The 15,981-nt window shown below is 70.5% G+C and carries 16 protein-coding genes; 4 read left to right on the top strand and 12 right to left on the bottom strand.

The features are described 5' to 3' along the window. The first annotated feature begins 28 nt into the window (after positions 1-28). Positions 29-1,207 carry an ROK family transcriptional regulator gene (locus tag LOZ83_RS15740; protein WP_236791334.1) on the top strand — a complete coding sequence of 393 codons (1,179 nt, stop codon included), beginning with the start codon at positions 29-31 and terminating at the stop codon, positions 1,205-1,207. Between the two features lie 153 nt (positions 1,208-1,360). On the opposite strand, the gene LOZ83_RS15735 is transcribed toward LOZ83_RS15740, so the two are convergent. The 3 genes from LOZ83_RS15735 to LOZ83_RS15725 form a co-directional block, all read right to left on the bottom strand. Next, the gene (locus tag LOZ83_RS15735) at positions 1,361-1,894 is read right to left on the bottom strand and encodes a hypothetical protein (RefSeq protein ID WP_236791332.1); all 534 of its coding nucleotides are present in this window, start codon (positions 1,892-1,894) and stop codon (positions 1,361-1,363) included. A 121-nt stretch (positions 1,895-2,015) separates the two neighbouring features. Continuing rightward, entirely contained in the window at positions 2,016-2,456 is a 441-nt protein-coding gene (locus LOZ83_RS15730) for a hypothetical protein (RefSeq protein WP_236791331.1), read from the bottom strand. 63 nt (positions 2,457-2,519) lie between these two features. After that, positions 2,520-3,677 (bottom strand): S1C family serine protease, encoded by a 1,158-nt coding sequence (locus tag LOZ83_RS15725; RefSeq protein ID WP_236791330.1) that lies wholly within the window; start codon positions 3,675-3,677, stop codon positions 2,520-2,522. Between the two features lie 259 nt (positions 3,678-3,936). On the opposite strand from LOZ83_RS15725, the gene LOZ83_RS15720 reads away from it, so the two are divergent. After that, positions 3,937-5,283, top strand: a complete 1,347-nt coding sequence (locus tag LOZ83_RS15720; protein WP_236791329.1) for a ferric reductase-like transmembrane domain-containing protein — start codon at positions 3,937-3,939, stop codon at positions 5,281-5,283. A gap of 19 nt (positions 5,284-5,302) precedes the next feature. On the opposite strand, the gene LOZ83_RS15715 is transcribed toward LOZ83_RS15720, so the two are convergent. Further along, on the bottom strand, positions 5,303-6,388 hold the full coding sequence (locus LOZ83_RS15715; protein ID WP_236791328.1) for an FAD-dependent monooxygenase: 1,086 nt from the start codon (positions 6,386-6,388) through the stop codon (positions 5,303-5,305). Between the two features lie 75 nt (positions 6,389-6,463). Here LOZ83_RS15715 and LOZ83_RS15710 point away from each other — a divergent pair, with 75 nt between their 5' ends. Both LOZ83_RS15710 and LOZ83_RS15705 read left to right on the top strand, forming a co-directional pair. Next, positions 6,464-7,081 (top strand): TetR/AcrR family transcriptional regulator, encoded by a 618-nt coding sequence (locus LOZ83_RS15710; protein WP_236791327.1) that lies wholly within the window; start codon positions 6,464-6,466, stop codon positions 7,079-7,081. Next, on the top strand, positions 7,078-7,407 hold the full coding sequence (locus LOZ83_RS15705; protein WP_236791326.1) for a YnfA family protein: 330 nt from the start codon (positions 7,078-7,080) through the stop codon (positions 7,405-7,407). Before LOZ83_RS15710 ends, LOZ83_RS15705 begins: the two co-directional genes overlap by 4 nt. Here the strand turns inward: LOZ83_RS15705 and LOZ83_RS15700 are convergent. The 8 genes from LOZ83_RS15700 to LOZ83_RS15665 form a co-directional block, all read right to left on the bottom strand. Next, positions 7,404-8,636 carry a styrene monooxygenase/indole monooxygenase family protein gene (locus LOZ83_RS15700; protein ID WP_236791325.1) on the bottom strand — a complete coding sequence of 411 codons (1,233 nt, stop codon included), beginning with the start codon at positions 8,634-8,636 and terminating at the stop codon, positions 7,404-7,406. The two genes, LOZ83_RS15705 and LOZ83_RS15700, sit on opposite strands and share 4 nt — an antisense overlap. A 30-nt stretch (positions 8,637-8,666) precedes the next feature. Next, positions 8,667-9,914 (bottom strand): styrene monooxygenase/indole monooxygenase family protein, encoded by a 1,248-nt coding sequence (locus LOZ83_RS15695; protein WP_236791324.1) that lies wholly within the window; start codon positions 9,912-9,914, stop codon positions 8,667-8,669. Continuing rightward, complete coding sequence (locus tag LOZ83_RS15690; protein WP_236791323.1) at positions 9,907-10,521, bottom strand: ATP/GTP-binding protein; 615 nt, start codon at positions 10,519-10,521, stop codon at positions 9,907-9,909. The genes LOZ83_RS15695 and LOZ83_RS15690 overlap by 8 nt, the downstream gene beginning before the upstream one ends. Continuing rightward, the gene (locus tag LOZ83_RS15685; protein ID WP_236791322.1) at positions 10,496-10,876 is read right to left on the bottom strand and encodes a DUF742 domain-containing protein; all 381 of its coding nucleotides are present in this window, start codon (positions 10,874-10,876) and stop codon (positions 10,496-10,498) included. The genes LOZ83_RS15690 and LOZ83_RS15685 overlap by 26 nt, the downstream gene beginning before the upstream one ends. Before the next feature lie 33 nt (positions 10,877-10,909). Beyond that, positions 10,910-11,347, bottom strand: a complete 438-nt coding sequence (locus LOZ83_RS15680; RefSeq protein WP_236791321.1) for a roadblock/LC7 domain-containing protein — start codon at positions 11,345-11,347, stop codon at positions 10,910-10,912. Next, positions 11,347-12,579, bottom strand: coding sequence for a sensor histidine kinase KdpD (locus tag LOZ83_RS15675; RefSeq protein WP_236791320.1), 1,233 nt, complete (start codon positions 12,577-12,579; stop codon positions 11,347-11,349). The genes LOZ83_RS15680 and LOZ83_RS15675 overlap by 1 nt, the downstream gene beginning before the upstream one ends. Positions 12,580-12,726: 147 nt before the next feature. After that, entirely contained in the window at positions 12,727-13,512 is a 786-nt protein-coding gene (locus LOZ83_RS15670; protein WP_236791319.1) for a collagen binding domain-containing protein, read from the bottom strand. Beyond that, positions 13,509-15,974 (bottom strand): MFS transporter, encoded by a 2,466-nt coding sequence (locus LOZ83_RS15665; RefSeq protein ID WP_236792099.1) that lies wholly within the window; start codon positions 15,972-15,974, stop codon positions 13,509-13,511. The genes LOZ83_RS15670 and LOZ83_RS15665 overlap by 4 nt, the downstream gene beginning before the upstream one ends. Positions 15,975-15,981: the final 7 nt, after the last annotated feature.

Raw genomic sequence — 15,981 nt, 5'->3', positions numbered from 1 at the left:
AGGAGAAACTGCAGCAGGGGCGCGATAGGTGACGACAACATCGACTTCCGGGACTCGCCCGGACGACGTTCGTCGCCACAACCGGGCGGCCCTGCTGCGCCGCCTCCACGTGGACGGCCCGTCCACCCGGGCCAGCCTCGCGACCGCGCTGGGGCTCAACCGCAGCACGATCAAGGCGTTGGTGGACGGGCTCGCCGAGGACGGCGTCGTCGAGGAACGGGTGCCGGCCCAGCGCAGCGGGGCCGGCCGCCCGTCGCTGCTGGTGCTGCCGCAGCCGCAGGCCGCGGTGGTGCTGGCGATCGACATCCGGGTGGAGCGGGCCGCGATGGCGCTGGTCGGCATCGGCGGGCAGATCCTCGGGCGGGACAGCTGGCGGGTCCGCGGCGGGCACGGCGAGCCGACCGAGGTGTTCACGAAGATCATGGACTACGTCGGGCCGCTGGTCGCGGAGCAGGAGGTCGGCCCGGTCGCGATCGGCGTCTCCGTGCCCGGCGTGGTGCGGCACTCGGACGGCTATGTGCACGAGGCGCCGAATCTCCATTGGACGGACGTGCCGCTGGGCGGCTGGCTTTCGCACGCGCTGAAGCTGCCCGTGCACATGGGAAACGACGCCGAACTCGGGGCGCTGGCCGAACATCTGCGTGGTGCGGCGCGAAGGCACGACGACGTGGTGTACATCAGCGCGGACGTCGGCGTCGGCGGCGGGGTGATCTCCAACGGGCTGTCCATGCGCGGGGCGGGCGGGCACCATATCGGCGAGGTCGGCCACATGGTCGTCAAACCCGGTGGGCGGCCGTGCTACTGCGGATCGCGCGGCTGCTGGGAAACCGAGATCGGGGAGCGCGCGCTGTGCCGTGCGCTGGGTATCGACGAGGACTCGCCGGTCGGCGCGATCGTCGCCGAGCTGCGTGCGCTCGGCGAGGCCGGGGACGAGGCGCTCGCGCGGCTCGACGAGTTCGTCGAATGGCTCGCGCTCGGGCTCGGGAACGTGGTGAACCTGCTGTGCCCGCAACTGGTCGTGCTCGGCGACCTGTTCAGCGCGCTGCCCGCGCCGGTCGTCGGCAAGGTCGAACAGATCGTGCGGGAACGAAGCCTCGTCAGCCGGGCGCTCGGCGGTACTCGCGTGTGCACGTCCGCGCTGGGCACGGACGCGAAGTTGCTCGGTGCCGCGGAACTGGCCTTCGAAACGGTCCTGTCGGACTGGTGACCGCGCGGCGCGCCAACTCACCGACGAGAGCGGCAAACACGCCGACGTGGCAAGCAAACTCACCGACACAGCATGCAAACACGCCGTCGTGAGCGTCGGACTCGCCCTCGCGAGTGTTGGACTCGGCGTCGTGAGTGTCGGACTCGCGCGCGGCTAAGCGCTGCCCGGGACGCCTACCTGGTCCGGGACGGCGTGGCCGAGGCCGCGTAGCCACTCGTCGGGCGGGTCCGGCCACCACCGGCCGGACGGCAGGCGGGAGAGCACGTCGGCGACCGCGCCCGCGCTGGCCCGCGCGGGGATGACCCGGTTCGGCGATATCCCGGCGAGCACGCCGAGCCACCAGTGTTTCTCCGTCGCCGGCAAGGATTCCGGCTCCAGCACGACGTAGTAGTCGGGCAGCTGCACAGTTCCGCGGCGCAGCCCCGCCAGCGTCGTTTCGACCGCGACCTCGAGCGTCCCCGGCGTGTCGGTCCGGTCGAAGAAACCCGTCCACGCGGCGGCGACGCCACTGAGCGGGTCGGCGTCGTGCACGACGTACGCGGCATGGGACTGCGCGATCAGCGCACGCGCGGATTCCTCGTCCTGCCCGGCGGCGGCGCGCACGTTCGCGAGCCCGTCGAGGCGGGACACGACCTTGTCGGCGGCGGTGCCCGCGACGATCACCACGGTGCTGTTGGGCCTTGGCACGAGGCCAGTTTACTGATCCGGCCAAAAGCAGGCGGCCCCCGAGCGGCGCGGAACCGTTGCTACGTAAGCCGGACAGCCGTGACTGTGGTCGGATCAGTAACGAACGGCGCAGTATGCCGGGTCAGCCACCGGCCCGGTACGGCAGTTCGACCCGGTCGTGGTGGCCGGGCCAGCTGAGCTCCAGCGACCAGCAACCCGGCGCCGGCAGGTCGACGTTCGACGGGCCGGGGCCGTCCGGGACCTCGCGGGTCGTGGTGAGCCCGGAACCGGCCAGTGTCGCGTCGATCTTCAGCGGGCCCGCACTGTCCGATTTGGACACCCAGAGGATCTTGTTGCTGCCGGTGGGCGGAGGTGGGACCTGAAGCGAATCGGTGAACAGGACGCCGAGGATCTCGCCTTGCGCGCCGAGCGCGTACCGCACCTGCTGGTCCGGCGGGGAGAAGCCGGCGCGGGCCCAGTCCGGCAGCGCGCCCTGGTTCACCGCGCAGGCCGCCGGCTTTTCCGGGCCCGGCGGCGCGCAGCCCGCGAGAACGAGCAGGCACACCACCCATGCCGTGCGCATGAAACCTCCCCAGGAGTGCCTTCGAGCGTAGCTCGCGGCGGCACCCCTGGGGAGAGACTTTCGCTAGCCGACAGGGCCTTCGACGAGAGTGGCGGTGGCGGACTGCTGCTGCCCGGTCTGGTCGAGCCAGCTGAGGGTGACCTTGTCGCCGGGGTGGAAGCCGTCCATCAGGTTGGTGAGCGTGGTGGCCGAGTCGATCGTCTGGTCGTTGATCCCGGTCAGCACATCTCCGGCCGACAGGCCCGCTTGCGCCGCCGGCGCACCGGAAACCACCTGCTGCACGACGGCGCCCTGCCCGGAGTCGGCGACCGAGACGCCGAGGAACGCCGAGCTGCCGATGTGCACGGTCGAGGACGACGACTTCGCCTCGATCTGCTTGGCGATGGTCACCGCCTGGTTGATCGGGATCGCGTACCCGGTGGCCTCGGCGCTCTGGCTCTGCCGCTGGCCGCCGCGGCCGTGCCCGAACTGGTATCCGGTGGACGCCGCGGTGTTCATGCCGATCACCTGGCCGCCCGAGTTCGCGAGCGCGCCGCCCGAGTCACCGGACTGGATGTTCGCGTTGACCTGGATGAGCCCGTCGAGCTGTTCGGAGCTGCCGCTCGACTCGTCGCTCGCGGTGATCGACTGGCCCAGCGCGGTCACGGTGCCCGGTGCGACGCTCGGCGCGCCGCCGGTGCCACCGGCGTTGCCGATACCGACGACCGCGTCCCCGACGGCGACCTGGTCGGAGTTCGCGGTGCTCACGGTGGACAGGCCCGAGGCCTTCTCCAGCTGCAGCACGGCGACGTCCTGGGTGCGGTCGTAGCCGACGACGGACGCCTTGTAGGTCTTGCCGTTGCCGATGTCGGTGACCGAGATGCTGGTGGCGCCTTCGACGACGTGGTTGTTGGTGAGCACCTCGCCGTTCGGCGTCAGCACCATGCCGGTGCCCGCGGCCTGGGCGTTCTGGTAGCCCAGCGTCGTGTTGACGTCGACGAGCCCGGGCGAGACCTTCGCGGCGACGGCGTTCGCGTCGAGGGACTGGGTCGTGTTCTGCTGGCTGGAGTTCCCCTGCTGGCCGAAGCCCAGCGACCGCATCGATGGTGACCGGTGCAGGCCGCCGACCAGGAACGCGGTCGCGACGAGCGCGGCGAGAGCCACCGCGGCCAGCACGAGCCCGAGGGTGCGCAGCGGGCCGGGCTGGTTCCGCGGCTGCGGGGGCGGCGGGTAGTAGCTCATGGGACCAGTGAACGCCCGCGGGCTGAGAGGCGGCTGCGCCGCAACCATGAAAACCCTGAGAGAAGGTCGGCGGTTTCCTGAACTCGCCGCGGCGGGCAGCCGTGTAACCCGAGACGAACAGTCGTGAAGCCGCACCAGAGGAGACCCGGCCATGGAGCCTCCAACGCAGCATCACCCTACCGGCACCCGTTTTCCCCGACACGACCCGCCCGCGGCGGCGCACCGGCCTGCCTGGCCGCCCCAGACTTCGGGCGGTCCCGTGACCACCATCGCCGACGAGACCACCACCCGGCGGCCGGCGCGCCGCATCGCGCGCCGCACGCTGGCGGCGATCGCGGTCGCCAACCTGCTGCTGATCAACTTCCTGTACGCCCTGTCCCTGCCCGGCTCCGACCCGCTCGTCGACATCGGACGGTTCTGCGCCGTCAACGCCACGTGCGTGCTGGCGCTGCAACTCGTGCTCGTGGCGCGGATCCCGTGGCTGGACCACCGCATCGGCACCGACCGGCTCACCTCGTGGCACCGCGTGAGCGGGATGACCCTGGTCACGCTCCTCGTCACGCACGGCGTGTTCATCACCCTCGGCTACGCGCACGTCAGCGGCAAGCCGTTGCTGACCGAGGTGCTCGAAATGGAGACCACGGTCGACGGGGTGCTGTTCGGCACGCTCGCGGTGGTGCTGCTGGTGCTCGTCGCGTTCGTCTCGGCGCGGTTCGCCCGCCGCCGGCTGCCCTACCAGGTCTGGCACGTCATCCACCTCGGCACCTACGCCGCTGTCGTGCTCGGGTTCCTGCACGCGAGCCTGCTCGGCACCACGTTCGCCCGGTCCGCCGCGACCGGTATCTACCTGGACATCCTGTGGTTCGGCTCGCTCGCGGCGCTCCTGACTGGCCGGCTCCTGCTGCCGATGGCGCGCAATCTGCGGCACCGGCTGCGGGTTGTGGACGTGCGGTTCGAGTCGCCCGACGTGGTGTCGGTGCTGATGACCGGTCGCGACTTGCGGCGGCTGCGGGCCCGCGCCGGGCAGTTCTTCCTGTGGCGGTTCGCCGCGCCGGGGCTGCGCTGGCAGGCGCATCCGTACTCGCTTTCCGCCGCCCCGCACGGGAACGAGCTGCGGATCACCGTGAAAGCGGTGGGGGAGAGCAGTGCGCGCTTGCGTGCCCTCCGGCCGGGCACCCGGGTCTACTTCGAGGGGCCCTACGGTGCCTTCACCGGGTTGAACCGCCTGAAGGACGCCGCGTTGCTGATCGCGGGTGGCGTCGGGGTCACCCCGATCCGGGCGCTGCTGGAGGAGTTGCGCGGGCATGCCGTCGTGCTCTACCGCGCCCGGTCCACCGCGGACGCCGTGCTCATCCAGGAACTGGACGCGCTCGCCAAGCGTCGTGGTGCGGTGCTGTACCTGCTGACCGGTCCGTCGGCCGCGCCGACCCCGCGTGGTCCGGTGCTGGGCCCGGCCAACATCGCCGCGCTGGTGCCGGACGTGCGCAGCCGGGACGTCTTCGTCTGCGGCCCCGGCCGGATGACCGCCACCGTGCTGCGCACGATGGACGCCCTCGGCGTGCCGGCGGAGCAGGTCCACTCGGAACGGTTCGGCTTCGCCACCTGAGGGCGCGCGCCGAGGTGTGTCAGAGGCCGCCGGGCCAGAGGCGGGCCGCGGCGTTGCGGGTGGCCAGGCCGAGGCGAGTCTTCGGGACCAGCATCGCCGCGGCGCGGTTGATGGCGCGTTGTTTCGGCATCACCCGGGTCCGGTGGACGGCTTCGTAGCGGGCGAAGCCGCTACCGTCGGCCAACGCCTCGGCTAGGGTATGCGCGCCGGCGATCGCGAGGCTCGAGCCGTCGCCCAGGAGCGAGACGCACGACGCGGCATCGCCGACCAGTGCGACGCGGCCCCGTGACCAGCTGGGCAGGTCGACCACGCTGACCGAGTCGAAGTACAGGTCCTTCGTGTCCTCGAGTCGCTCGAGCAGGTCCGGCACCCGCCAGCCCAGACCCGCGTAGGCGTCGGTGACGATTCGCTTGTGCTGCACGATGTCCCGGTTGTCGAAGTCTACAATGGACGAACGGAAGATGAACGCCACCAGCGCTTCCTCGCGCGACGGGTGGATCGAGACCAGCCGGCCCGGCGTATTGGACACCAGCAGGTCCCGCGGGTGGTCGGTCGGCTCCCCGAGCGGGAACGTGGCGACGTGGATACCGATCGGCCGGACGAACTCCCGCTCGGGCCCGAAAGCCAGGCGCCGCACCACGGAGTGCAGCCCGTCCGCGCCGATCACCACGTCGAACCGGCGCGGTCGCGCGTTGTCGAAGGTGACGTCCACGCCGTGCTCGTCCTGCTCCAGCGCGGTGATCGTGTCGTCGAACAGGAACTCGGCGTCGTCCCGCGCCGCCTCGTACAACACGGTGGCGAGATCGGCGCGCGGCACCTCGACCTCGTTCCCTGTGGTGGCAGGCGTTTTCAGGGTGGTCACCGGCCGGCCCGCCCCGTCGAGCACCACCATCCTCGTCGTCCGCGTGGCCACTTCGCGCAGCCGCGGCACCACACCCATCGCCTCGGTCACGGGCACGGCCGGGCCACGCACGTCGACGGGGTTCCCGCTGGAGCGCCGGCCCGCGGACCGTTCCACCACGGTGGGCCGGAACCCGTTGCGCGCCAACCAGTACGCCAGCGTCGGGCCGGCCACGCCGGCTCCGGAGATCAGGACGTTTCGCATGCCTCCACGATAACCGCAGTCGCTGCAAACTTGCAATGACTGCTGATTTGCGCTGAGTGTCGTAGGATCTCCGGCATGTCCCTCCGCGCGCGCAAACGGGCCCGCACCCGCCAGGCCCTGCTCGACGCGGCGACCGAGCTGTTCGAGCGCCAGGGCTACGACGAGACGACCATCGCCGACATCGCCGCCGCGGCCGAGATCGGCAGCCGGACGTTCTTCAGTTACTTCGCCAGCAAGGAAGAACTGCTGTTCCCCGAATCCGACGCCCGGGTACAGGCGACCCTCGACGCGATCGCCACCCGGGCGCCCGGCGAGGGCCCGGCCGAGGTGCTGCTGCGCGCGCTGCGGACGGTCGGGGAGCGCAGCGACGAGATGGTCGGCCCGACGGCGGCGCTGCGGACCCGGCTGTTCCAGACCGTGCCCGCGGTGCGCGGGCGCGCCCTCCAGGTCCAGCTCGACGCCCAGCGCGAGATCGCCCGCCGGCTCGCCGAGGCGTTTCCCGATCAGCTCGACGAGCTGGGTGCAGGGGCGCTCACCGGGGCCTTCGTCGGCGCCATCAACGGTGCGCTCCAGGTACTTCTCGACCGCACCGACGAAGCCGCCACTCCCGCCGACCGGCACCAGGCCATCCGGACCGCCACCGATGTCGCGCTCGCCCCGTGGCGGCACGATCCAAAGGCGGACCACAAGTGACCGTGGTGCGCTCGATCGCCCTTTTCGTGCTCGCGGCGATCTTCGAAATCGGCGGGGCCTGGCTCGTGTGGCAGGGCGTCCGCGAGCACCGCGGCTGGGTGTGGATCGGCGGGGGAGTGATCGCGCTCGGGATCTACGGGTTCGTCGCCACCCTCCAGCCCGACGCGCATTTCGGCCGGATCCTCGCCGCATACGGCGGCGTGTTCGTCGCCGGATCGCTGCTGTGGGGCGTGGTCGCCGACGGCTACCGGCCCGACCGGTTCGACGTGCTCGGCGCGCTGATCTGCCTGGCAGGGGTCGGCGTGATCATGTACGCGCCGCGCTAGGCGACGCTTTCGAGATACGCCTCGGCCTTCTCGGGCTCGAAGAACCACTCCGCCATGTCGGGCGGGTTGTTGAAGCCGTTCGCGAACCGGTTCGCGACCTTCTGGTTGGTCTGCGCGAAACCGAGGATCTTCTGGATGTGCTCGGGCGGCGGCATCAGCATCGTGTTGGTCAGCCGCACCACGTGCCGCGCGTAGTCCCAGTAGGTGTCGAAAGTGGACTGCATCCACTCCCGGTCGAACGGCTTCTCCCCGTGCTCCAGGATGCTGGTGAGGTACACCTCGGCGCATTTCGCCGCGTTGTTCGCGCCCTGGCCGCTCACCGGATCGTTCGCCACCACCACGTCCGCCATGCCGAGCACGAGACCGCCCGAGGGCAGCTCACCCACCGGATGCCGCACCACCGGCGGGTACCCGCCGATGAGCACGCCCTTGGCGTCGGTGATCTCCGCGTTGCGGTACCGCTCGTACTCCCACGGCAGATACTGCTTGAACAGCTCCAGATGCCGCCGGAACTGCTCGTGCGCGGGCGGCCGGTCGGCGAACGCGTCCAGCGGACCGCCGGGAATGCCTGACACGTAAAGGATCTGGCACGGCCCGGACAGGGTGTAACCGGGAATCGAGATGTGCTCGCCGATGCCCGGCACCAGGTTCACCCACACGTCGACGTTGCCCGGGGTCTCCGGCCGCGCCTCGGTACCGTGCACATAGGACACCGACAATGCCCGTTGTGGCTTGGTGAAAGGGGATCGGGACGCGTCCCGGTCGAACAGCTGCACCAGTTCGCCCTTACCGGCCGCCACGATCACCAGGTCGTACATGTGCGCCAGCGAGTTCAGGTCGGCGGTGGTCACCCCGTGGATGATCACGTTGCCGCCGCGCTCCTCCAGCAGCTCCAGCCACACCGGCATCTTCACCCGCTGGTCGATCGACTGCGCCGTGCCGGCCTCCCACGCGCCCAGCCAGTTCAGCGCGCGCTCGCCGTCCGGGCCGGGCATCGACACGCCCTGGCCGCCGGCCGCGGGCGCCACGTCGTCCCACAGGTTCAGCCCGTGCTTGCGTTCGATGGCCAGCGCGTCGGCGAACATGCACTGCGTGGAGGTGACCCAGCCACCGCGGATCTCATCGGGCGTCTTGGCCGACATGAGCGTGACGTCGTAGTCGTGGTCCCGCAACGTCAGGGCCAGCTGGAGCCCCGACTGTCCCGCACCGATGATCAGGATCCTGCGCATGTGAAAGCCCTTTCCCCAGACCGGATGATCTTACCCAGCGGGCGGCGTCGCCCCCACACCGGCGAGGTATCTCTCGGCCTTCGCCGGGTCGAGAAACCAGTGCTGGTAATCGGTCGGGTCGGAGAAGCCGTTCACGAACCTGCGCGCCACCGTCTCGTTCTGTTGTGCCGCACCGAGAATCTGCAGGACATGCGGTGGTGGCGGCTGCAGCAGCGCGTTGGTCCACATCGTGGCGTGCTGCGCGTCCTCCCAGTACCTGTCGAACGTCGCCTGCATCCAGGCGCGGTCGAACGGCTTGTCCCCGTTCGCGAGGATACTGTCCAAATAGGACGCGGCGCATTTGGAGGCGTTGTTCGAGCCCTGGCCGGTGATCGGGTCGTTGGCCACCACGACGTCGGCCATGCCGAGCACGACCGCGCCCGAGGGCAGCTCGCCCACCGGATGCCGCACCACCGGGGTGTACCCGCCGGCGAGGGTGGCCTTGTCGTCGGTCAGCTCGGCGTCCCGGCTGCGCTCGTACTCCCACGGGAAATACTGCCGCATCAACGACAGCATCCGGTCGAAATGCTCCTGCGGCCCCGGCCGGTCGGCGAACGCGTCCAGCGGACCGCCGGGAATCCCTTCGTAGAACACGATGTCGCAGTCCCCGTCGAGGGTGCGGCCGGGGATCATGAACAACTCGCCGACACCGGGGTTGATGTTGAACCGCACGCCGGGCGAGTCCGGGTGCTCCGGCCGCGGCCCGACACCGTGGGCGTACACCACGGACAGCGCCCGTTGTGGCTTCGTATAAGGGGATCGCGACGGGTCGCGGTCGAACAGCTGGACCAGTTCGCCCTTGCCGGCCGCCACGATCACCAGGTCGTAGTGCTCGGGCAGCGCGTCGAGATCGCTGGTGGTGACCCCGTGGATGATGACCTTGCCGCCGCGGTCCTCCAGCAGTTCCAGCCAGCCCGCCATCTTGATCCGCTGGTCCACCGACTGCGCCGGGTTGTCGAGCCGGCCGAACCAGTCCATCACCCGGGCGCCGCCGGGCCCGGCGATCGACACCCCGAGCCCTTCGATGTTCACGGTGTCGCGTTCCCACAGGTTGAGCCCGTGCTCGCGTTCGTGCTGCAGCGCCAGGTGGAACATCGCCTGGGTGGACATGACCTGGCCGCGCCGGATCTCGTCCGGGGTGCGCGCCGACATCACGGTGACGTCGAAGTCGTGCTCCCGTAGCGTGAGCGCCAGCTGCAAACCGGACTGGCCGGCACCCACGATCAGGACCTTAGGCATGCGCGCGAACCCTCCCGGAGTCCGAGACCTCGGCGAGGGACAACGTGTAGGACACCAGCTCCTGCAAGGCCGTCACCGCGGACGCGGGCCGGCGCGCGTCGCACGTGATGAGCGGGATCTCCGGGCGCAGCGCGAGCGCGTCCCGGACCTCGTCGAGGTCGTGCGTCAGCTCGCCGTCGAACAGGTTGACCGCCACCACGAACGGCAGCTCCGAGTCGTTCTCGAAGTAGTTGATGGCGGCGAAGGACTGGTCCAGCCGGCTGGTGTCGACGAGCACGATGGCGCCGAGCGCGCCCCGTGACAGGTCGTCCCACAGGAACCAGAACCGGGGCTGGCCGGGCGTGCCGAACAGGTACAGCATCAGGTCCGGGTACAGCGAGATCCGGCCGAAGTCCATCGCGACGGTCGTCGTGGTCTTGGTCCCGTTCGGCGGCAGGTCGTCGACGCCCTCGCTCGCCTCGGTCATCCAGGCTTCGGTGTTGATCGGGGGGATCTCGGACACCGACCCGACGAGCGTCGTCTTCCCGACCCCGAACCCGCCCGCCACGACGATCTTCGCGGAGATCGTGAGCTGGCCGGGATCAGACGGGGAGCCGCTTGAGTCCATTGAGGATCCTCTCGAGCACGTGCCGGTCGTGGTGGTACGCGTGTGCGGTGGGGTGGATGAAGATCGCGCCCTGGGCCGCCAGATCGCTGACGAGCACCCGCACCACGCCCAGCGGGATGGACAGCAGGGACGACAGCTCCGCTATCGACGCCTGCGAGCGGGCGTGTTCGTAGAGCGCCTTCGACTCGGGCATCAGCTTGTCCGACAGCGCCGGATCGTAGCGCGGCACCGAGATCAGCGTCTCCACCAGCAGCTGGTGCCGGCCGCGGGTCCGCCCGCCGGTCAGCGTGTACGGGCGGATCCGTTTGCTGCGCGGCTTCTTCACCGCCTGGCCCCGCCCCGCATCCTGGGACATCGTGATCACATCCTTGTTCCGGCCGTACCGGGTTTATCCGAGCGGGCGGCGGGCGGTGAGCACGCGGCGCAGGTCCGCACGCACCTCGGGGGTGAGTGCGTGGCCCGCGCCCGTGACGAACTTGGTCATCTCGTAGGCGACGACCTTCATGTCGCATTCGGGGCCGGTCAGCACCGCCAGTCCCGCCCCGTTGTCGATGCCCATGAACAGGAAGTAGCCCCGCGAGAGCCGGATGATGATCTGCTCGCAGGCGCCCTTGTCGAACAGGGTCGCGCTGTTGGTGGCGAGGCTGAGCAGGCCGCTGGCGATGGCGGCGAGCTGCTCGCTCTCCGTGGTGTCCATCGCGTCCGACCCGGCGAGCGGGAACCCGTCGGAGGACATGATCAGGGCGTGGCTGACGCCGTGCACCTGCTGGACGAAGTCGTTGATCAGCCAGGTGAAGTCCTGGCCCTGCCGGTGGTCGCTCGCCACTACCGCTGTCCCTCGTCTGCGTCCGGTTCGTGCTTGTCCTGCTGGTCTTCCCGGGCGGCCCGCTCCCCGTCGGTGAACGCGCCGAGGTCGGCCAGCAGCTGATCGTGCCCGGCCTGCCGGTCGGCCTCGGTCTCGGGCGGCGGAGGCGCCGCGGGGGGCCGGGTCCCGTTGGGCGCCTTGATGCTCTGCGAGACCCGCCGCGGCAGGCCACTGGCGGTGGTGCCGCCGATGACCGGTTCCGTCATCGGGCGGGGCCGTGGCGTGGGGCGCGCCGGCGCGTCGGCGTTCACGGTGCGCTTCGGCAGCCCGGCGGAGACCAGGCGGGCGGGCGGTTCGGGAGCGAGCGAGCTGGCGCCGTCGCTGCCGGAGGCCGGGAAGACGACCGTCTGCGCGCCGGACCAGCCGGCCTCGGACAGCTCGCTGACGACCGAGGCGGGCAGCAGCACCGAGGCGATGGTGCCGTGCGGGACGCGGCGGTCCAGCCAGACCTTCAGCTCGTGGCGGTCGGCGAGCCGGCGCACCACGGCGAGCCCCATGTGCCGCACCGCCGAATCGTCGAGCACGGGCGCGTTGTCGAGGCGGTCGTTGAGCTCGCGCATGCGGTCCGGCGGCAGCCCGATGCCCTCGTCCTCGATCCGCACCAGCACGCTGCCGCGCTCGGTCAGGTGCGCGCTGACCCGCACCGGGGCGGTGGGCGGCGAGGACTTCGTCGCGTTGTCGAGCAGTTCGGCCACGAGGCGGCCCAGGTCCTCGGCGGCGAACCCGGCCACGCCGAGCGACACCACCCGGCCGATCGTGACGCGCGAGTAGTGGTCGATCGAAGACATGGCCGCGCGGATCACGTCGACGAGCGACGACGTCTCCGGCGGGGAGTCGCTGGCGTCGCGCCCGGCGAGCACGCGCAGGTTCTCGGCGTTGCGGCGCAACCGGGTCGCCAGGTGGTCGAGGTGGTAGAGCTCGGCGAGCCGGTCGGTGTTCTCCTCCCTCGCCTCCATCTCCTCCAGCTGCGACAGTAGCGAGTCGACGAGGTTGAGGTCGCGCAGCGCGACGTTGGCGCAGACCGCGGCCAGTGTTTCGCCGCTGGCAAGGGGTTCCGCGCGTTCCGGCGCGCTCTCCAGCACCAGCTTCGGGCGTGGTGGCGGTGGATTGCCGAGGAACTGCGCGGCCGCTTCACGCGAGCGGTCCAGCAGTGCGCGTGATCGGTTGAGCAGTTCCCGAGCCCGCGTAACCATCTACTCCCACTACCTTCTCATCGCCGACCGCTGAATCCCTGCCCCGGTTGCATCATGCAATCAGAGACTGACCGCCGTGTCCAGCGTGTGACAATTTCTCTACTCAGCGTGTGCGTCAGAATTACTTACAGCACGCGGAGTAAGCGCTTACACCAACTGCACGTCGTGCCGCGTCCATCCGCCGTCTTCGACGCGGACGACCGCGCGGGACGGGGAGTAACTCGTGGCCACCACGGTATAGGCGCCGGGATCGAGATCATGGAAGGTGTACCGGCCGGCCTCGTCGGCGAACGTGGTACGGACGACGTGACCGCCGTCGTCGAGCAGGGTCACGGTGACGGTGGGTCGCGGATCGTCGGGCACGCGCACCGAGCCGCGGATCACCGCGCCGTCCGCGAGCTCCACATCTTGTTGTGCCGTCCCGGTTTCCGCGGTCGTGACGGCGACCGCCGCCGGCCGGTAGCCGGACGCGCCCGCCGCGAGCACGTACGTGCCCGGCGGGAGCGAGGTGAACGCGTACTCACCGCTGGGCCCGGAAAGCCGGGAGTCGACGACGTCCCCGCGCGCGTCGGTGAGGGTGACGGCGGCGTCCATGATCGGCACCCCGGTCGTCGCCGCGCGGACCACCCCGCGCAGCCCGCCCGAGCCGCGCAGCGTGATCTCCAGCCGGACCGGCGAGCCGCCGACCGCCACCGTCGTGGCACCGGGCTGGTGCGCGGGCGCGGACGTGATCAGCACGTACGCGCCCGCATTCGGTGCCACCAGGCGGAAATGGCCGGTGTCGTCGGTCGCGGTGCGGCCGCTCTGGCGGCCACCCGCGTCGACGAGGGTGACCGCGGCGCCGGGGACGGGGGCACTGGCGGTGTCGTAGACACGGCCGGAGACCTCGACGCCCTGGCGGTCCTGCTGCCGGTTCTGCTGGGGGATCGTCATGACGCCGCGTCCGCCCGGGTGCCGGTCTCGAGGTCGACGTCCACGTCCGCGGACTCACCGGTGGTGAGGTCGACCTGGCGCACCGCCGGTTCGTACAAGCTCGTCACGACCGTGTACTCGCCGGGCTCCAGATCGCGCAGCTCGTACCGCCCGTCCGTATCCGTCAGCGCGGTCGCGACCGGGTGGCCCTGGCCGTCGTTGACCGTCACGGTCGCGTTCGCCACGCCCTGGCCGTCCGGGCCGCTGACCGTGCCGTGCAGGATGCCGAACGCCTCGACGAGCAGTTCCACCTCGGCGGGATCGGCCGCGCCGGCGAGCACGGTGACCGCGTGCGGGCGGTGGTTGTCGACGTTCGCGGTGATCGTGACCTCGCCCGCGGGCAGCCCGGCGAGCAGGAACTTCCCGTCGTGCGCGGTGGTGGTCTGGCCGACCACCTGGCCGGTCGGGTCGGTGGCGAGCACTGTCGTCTCCTCGATCCCGCCGCCGCCGGAGCGCCGCACGGTGCCGGCGACGACCCCGCCGCCGAGGATCACGAAGTCGTGCACCGCGCCGAGCCCGTTGACGGTGACCGAGGCCGCGGCGGGCTGGAACCCGGGCGCGGTCACGATCAGCGTGTAGGTGCCGGGAGTGACCCCGTCGAGCGCGTAGCCGCCCGTCTCGTCCGCGCGGGCGCGGCCGACCTGCATCCCGTCCACCCCGGTCACGGTGATCACCGCACCGTGCACGCCGGTCCCGGCGGGCGTGCGCAGCCGGCCGCTGATCTCCCCGGGACGGCCCGGTCCCCGCACCGGCACCGGGGTTTCGGCCACCAGCTCACCGGATTCGCTCGCGAGCTCCGCGCCCACGGACTCCCGCGGCACGCCGAGCGCGGGCTTGGGCTTGCCGACGAACCAGGACAGCACCGCGGCGATGACGCAGACGATGATCGCGAACCAGAACGCCGTGGTCAGGCCGTCGGAGAACGGCCCGGAGATCAGGTTCGGGAAGAAGCTGCGGCCGGTGAGGAACGACGCGTTGTCGGCGGGCAGCTGGTTCAGGACCGGGCCCAGCAGCTGCTGGATCGGGTTGTAGCCGAGGAAGGCCGCGAACAGCACGCCGACCGGGGGCAGGTGCGCGATCCCGTTGGCCGCGTCCGCGGGCACGCCGTGCGCGGTCAGGCCCGTCGACAGCGCGGTGGGCAGGTGGTCGGCGAGACCGGCGATCATCAGGCTGAAGAAGAAGCCGATCGACAGCACCATCGCCGAGTTCTGGAAGGTGGCGGTCATCCCGGCGCCCGCGCCGCGCGCGTTCGCGGGCAGGCTGTTCATGATGTCGGCCCGGTTCGGCGAGGCGAACAGGCCCATGCCGAGCCCGTTGACCAGCAGGATCAGCGCGAAGGCCCAGTAGTCGAAGTTGACCGGCAGGATCTCCAGCAGCAGGAAGCTCACCGCGGTCGCGAGCATGCCGACCGTCGCCAGCATACGGCCGCCGATCCGATCCGTGATCACGCCGGAAATCGGTGCGGCGACAAGGAATCCGACGGTCATCGGCAGCATGTAGATGCCGGCCCACAGCGGGGTCTGCTCGAAGCTGTACCCGTGCTGCGGCAGCCAGATGCCCTGCAGCCAGATGATCAGGATGAACTGCAGGCCACCGCGGCCGAGCGAGGCCAGGAGGTTCGCCGCGTTGCCGAAGGTGAACGCGCGGATCTTGAACAGCGACAGGTTGAACAGCGGGTTCGCGACCCTGGTCTCGATGAACCCGAAGATGCCCAGCACGATCAGGCCGCCGATGATGCAGGTCAGCACGAGCGGGCTGGTCCAGCCCATGGTGTGCGTGCCGTAGGGCTGGATGCCGTAGGTGATGCCGACGAGGACGGCGATCAGGCCCACCGCGAAGGTGATGTTGCCCCACCAGTCCATCTTCGCCCGGAAGCGCTCGCTGGTGTCGTGCAGCTTGAGGTACGCCCAGATCGTGCCGAACACGCCGAACGGGACCGAGACCAGGAAGACCAGGCGCCAGTCGACCGGGCCGAGCAGGCCGCCGATGACGAGACCGAGGAACGAGCCGGCGATCGCGGCGACACCGTTGATGCCGAGCGCGAGACCGCGCTGCTTGACCGGGAACGCGTCGGTGAGGATCGCGCTCGAGTTGGCCATCAGGAACGCGCCGCCGATGCCCTGCACGATCCGCCAGCCGATCAGCCACATCGCGGCGCTACTGCCGTCCATCCAGGTCACGGCGAGCAGGACCGAGGAGATCGCGAACACGGCGAAGCCGAGGTTGTACATCCGCACCCGGCCGAACATGTCGCCGAGCCGGCCGAAGCCCACCACCAGCACGGCGGTGACGACCAGGAAGCCCATGATCATCCACAGCAGGTAGCTGGTGTTGCCGGGTTCCAGCGGGTTGATGTGGATGCCGCGGAAGATGTCCGGCAGCGCGATCAGCACGATCGAGGAGTTGATCGTGGCCATCAGCATGCCGAGC

It is taken from the genome of Amycolatopsis sp. GM8, assembly GCF_021653975.1.
Classification (GTDB): domain Bacteria; phylum Actinomycetota; class Actinomycetes; order Mycobacteriales; family Pseudonocardiaceae; genus Amycolatopsis_E.
The sequence above is the reverse complement of the archived record's forward strand: the minus strand, read 5'-3'. Positions and strand labels throughout refer to the sequence as shown.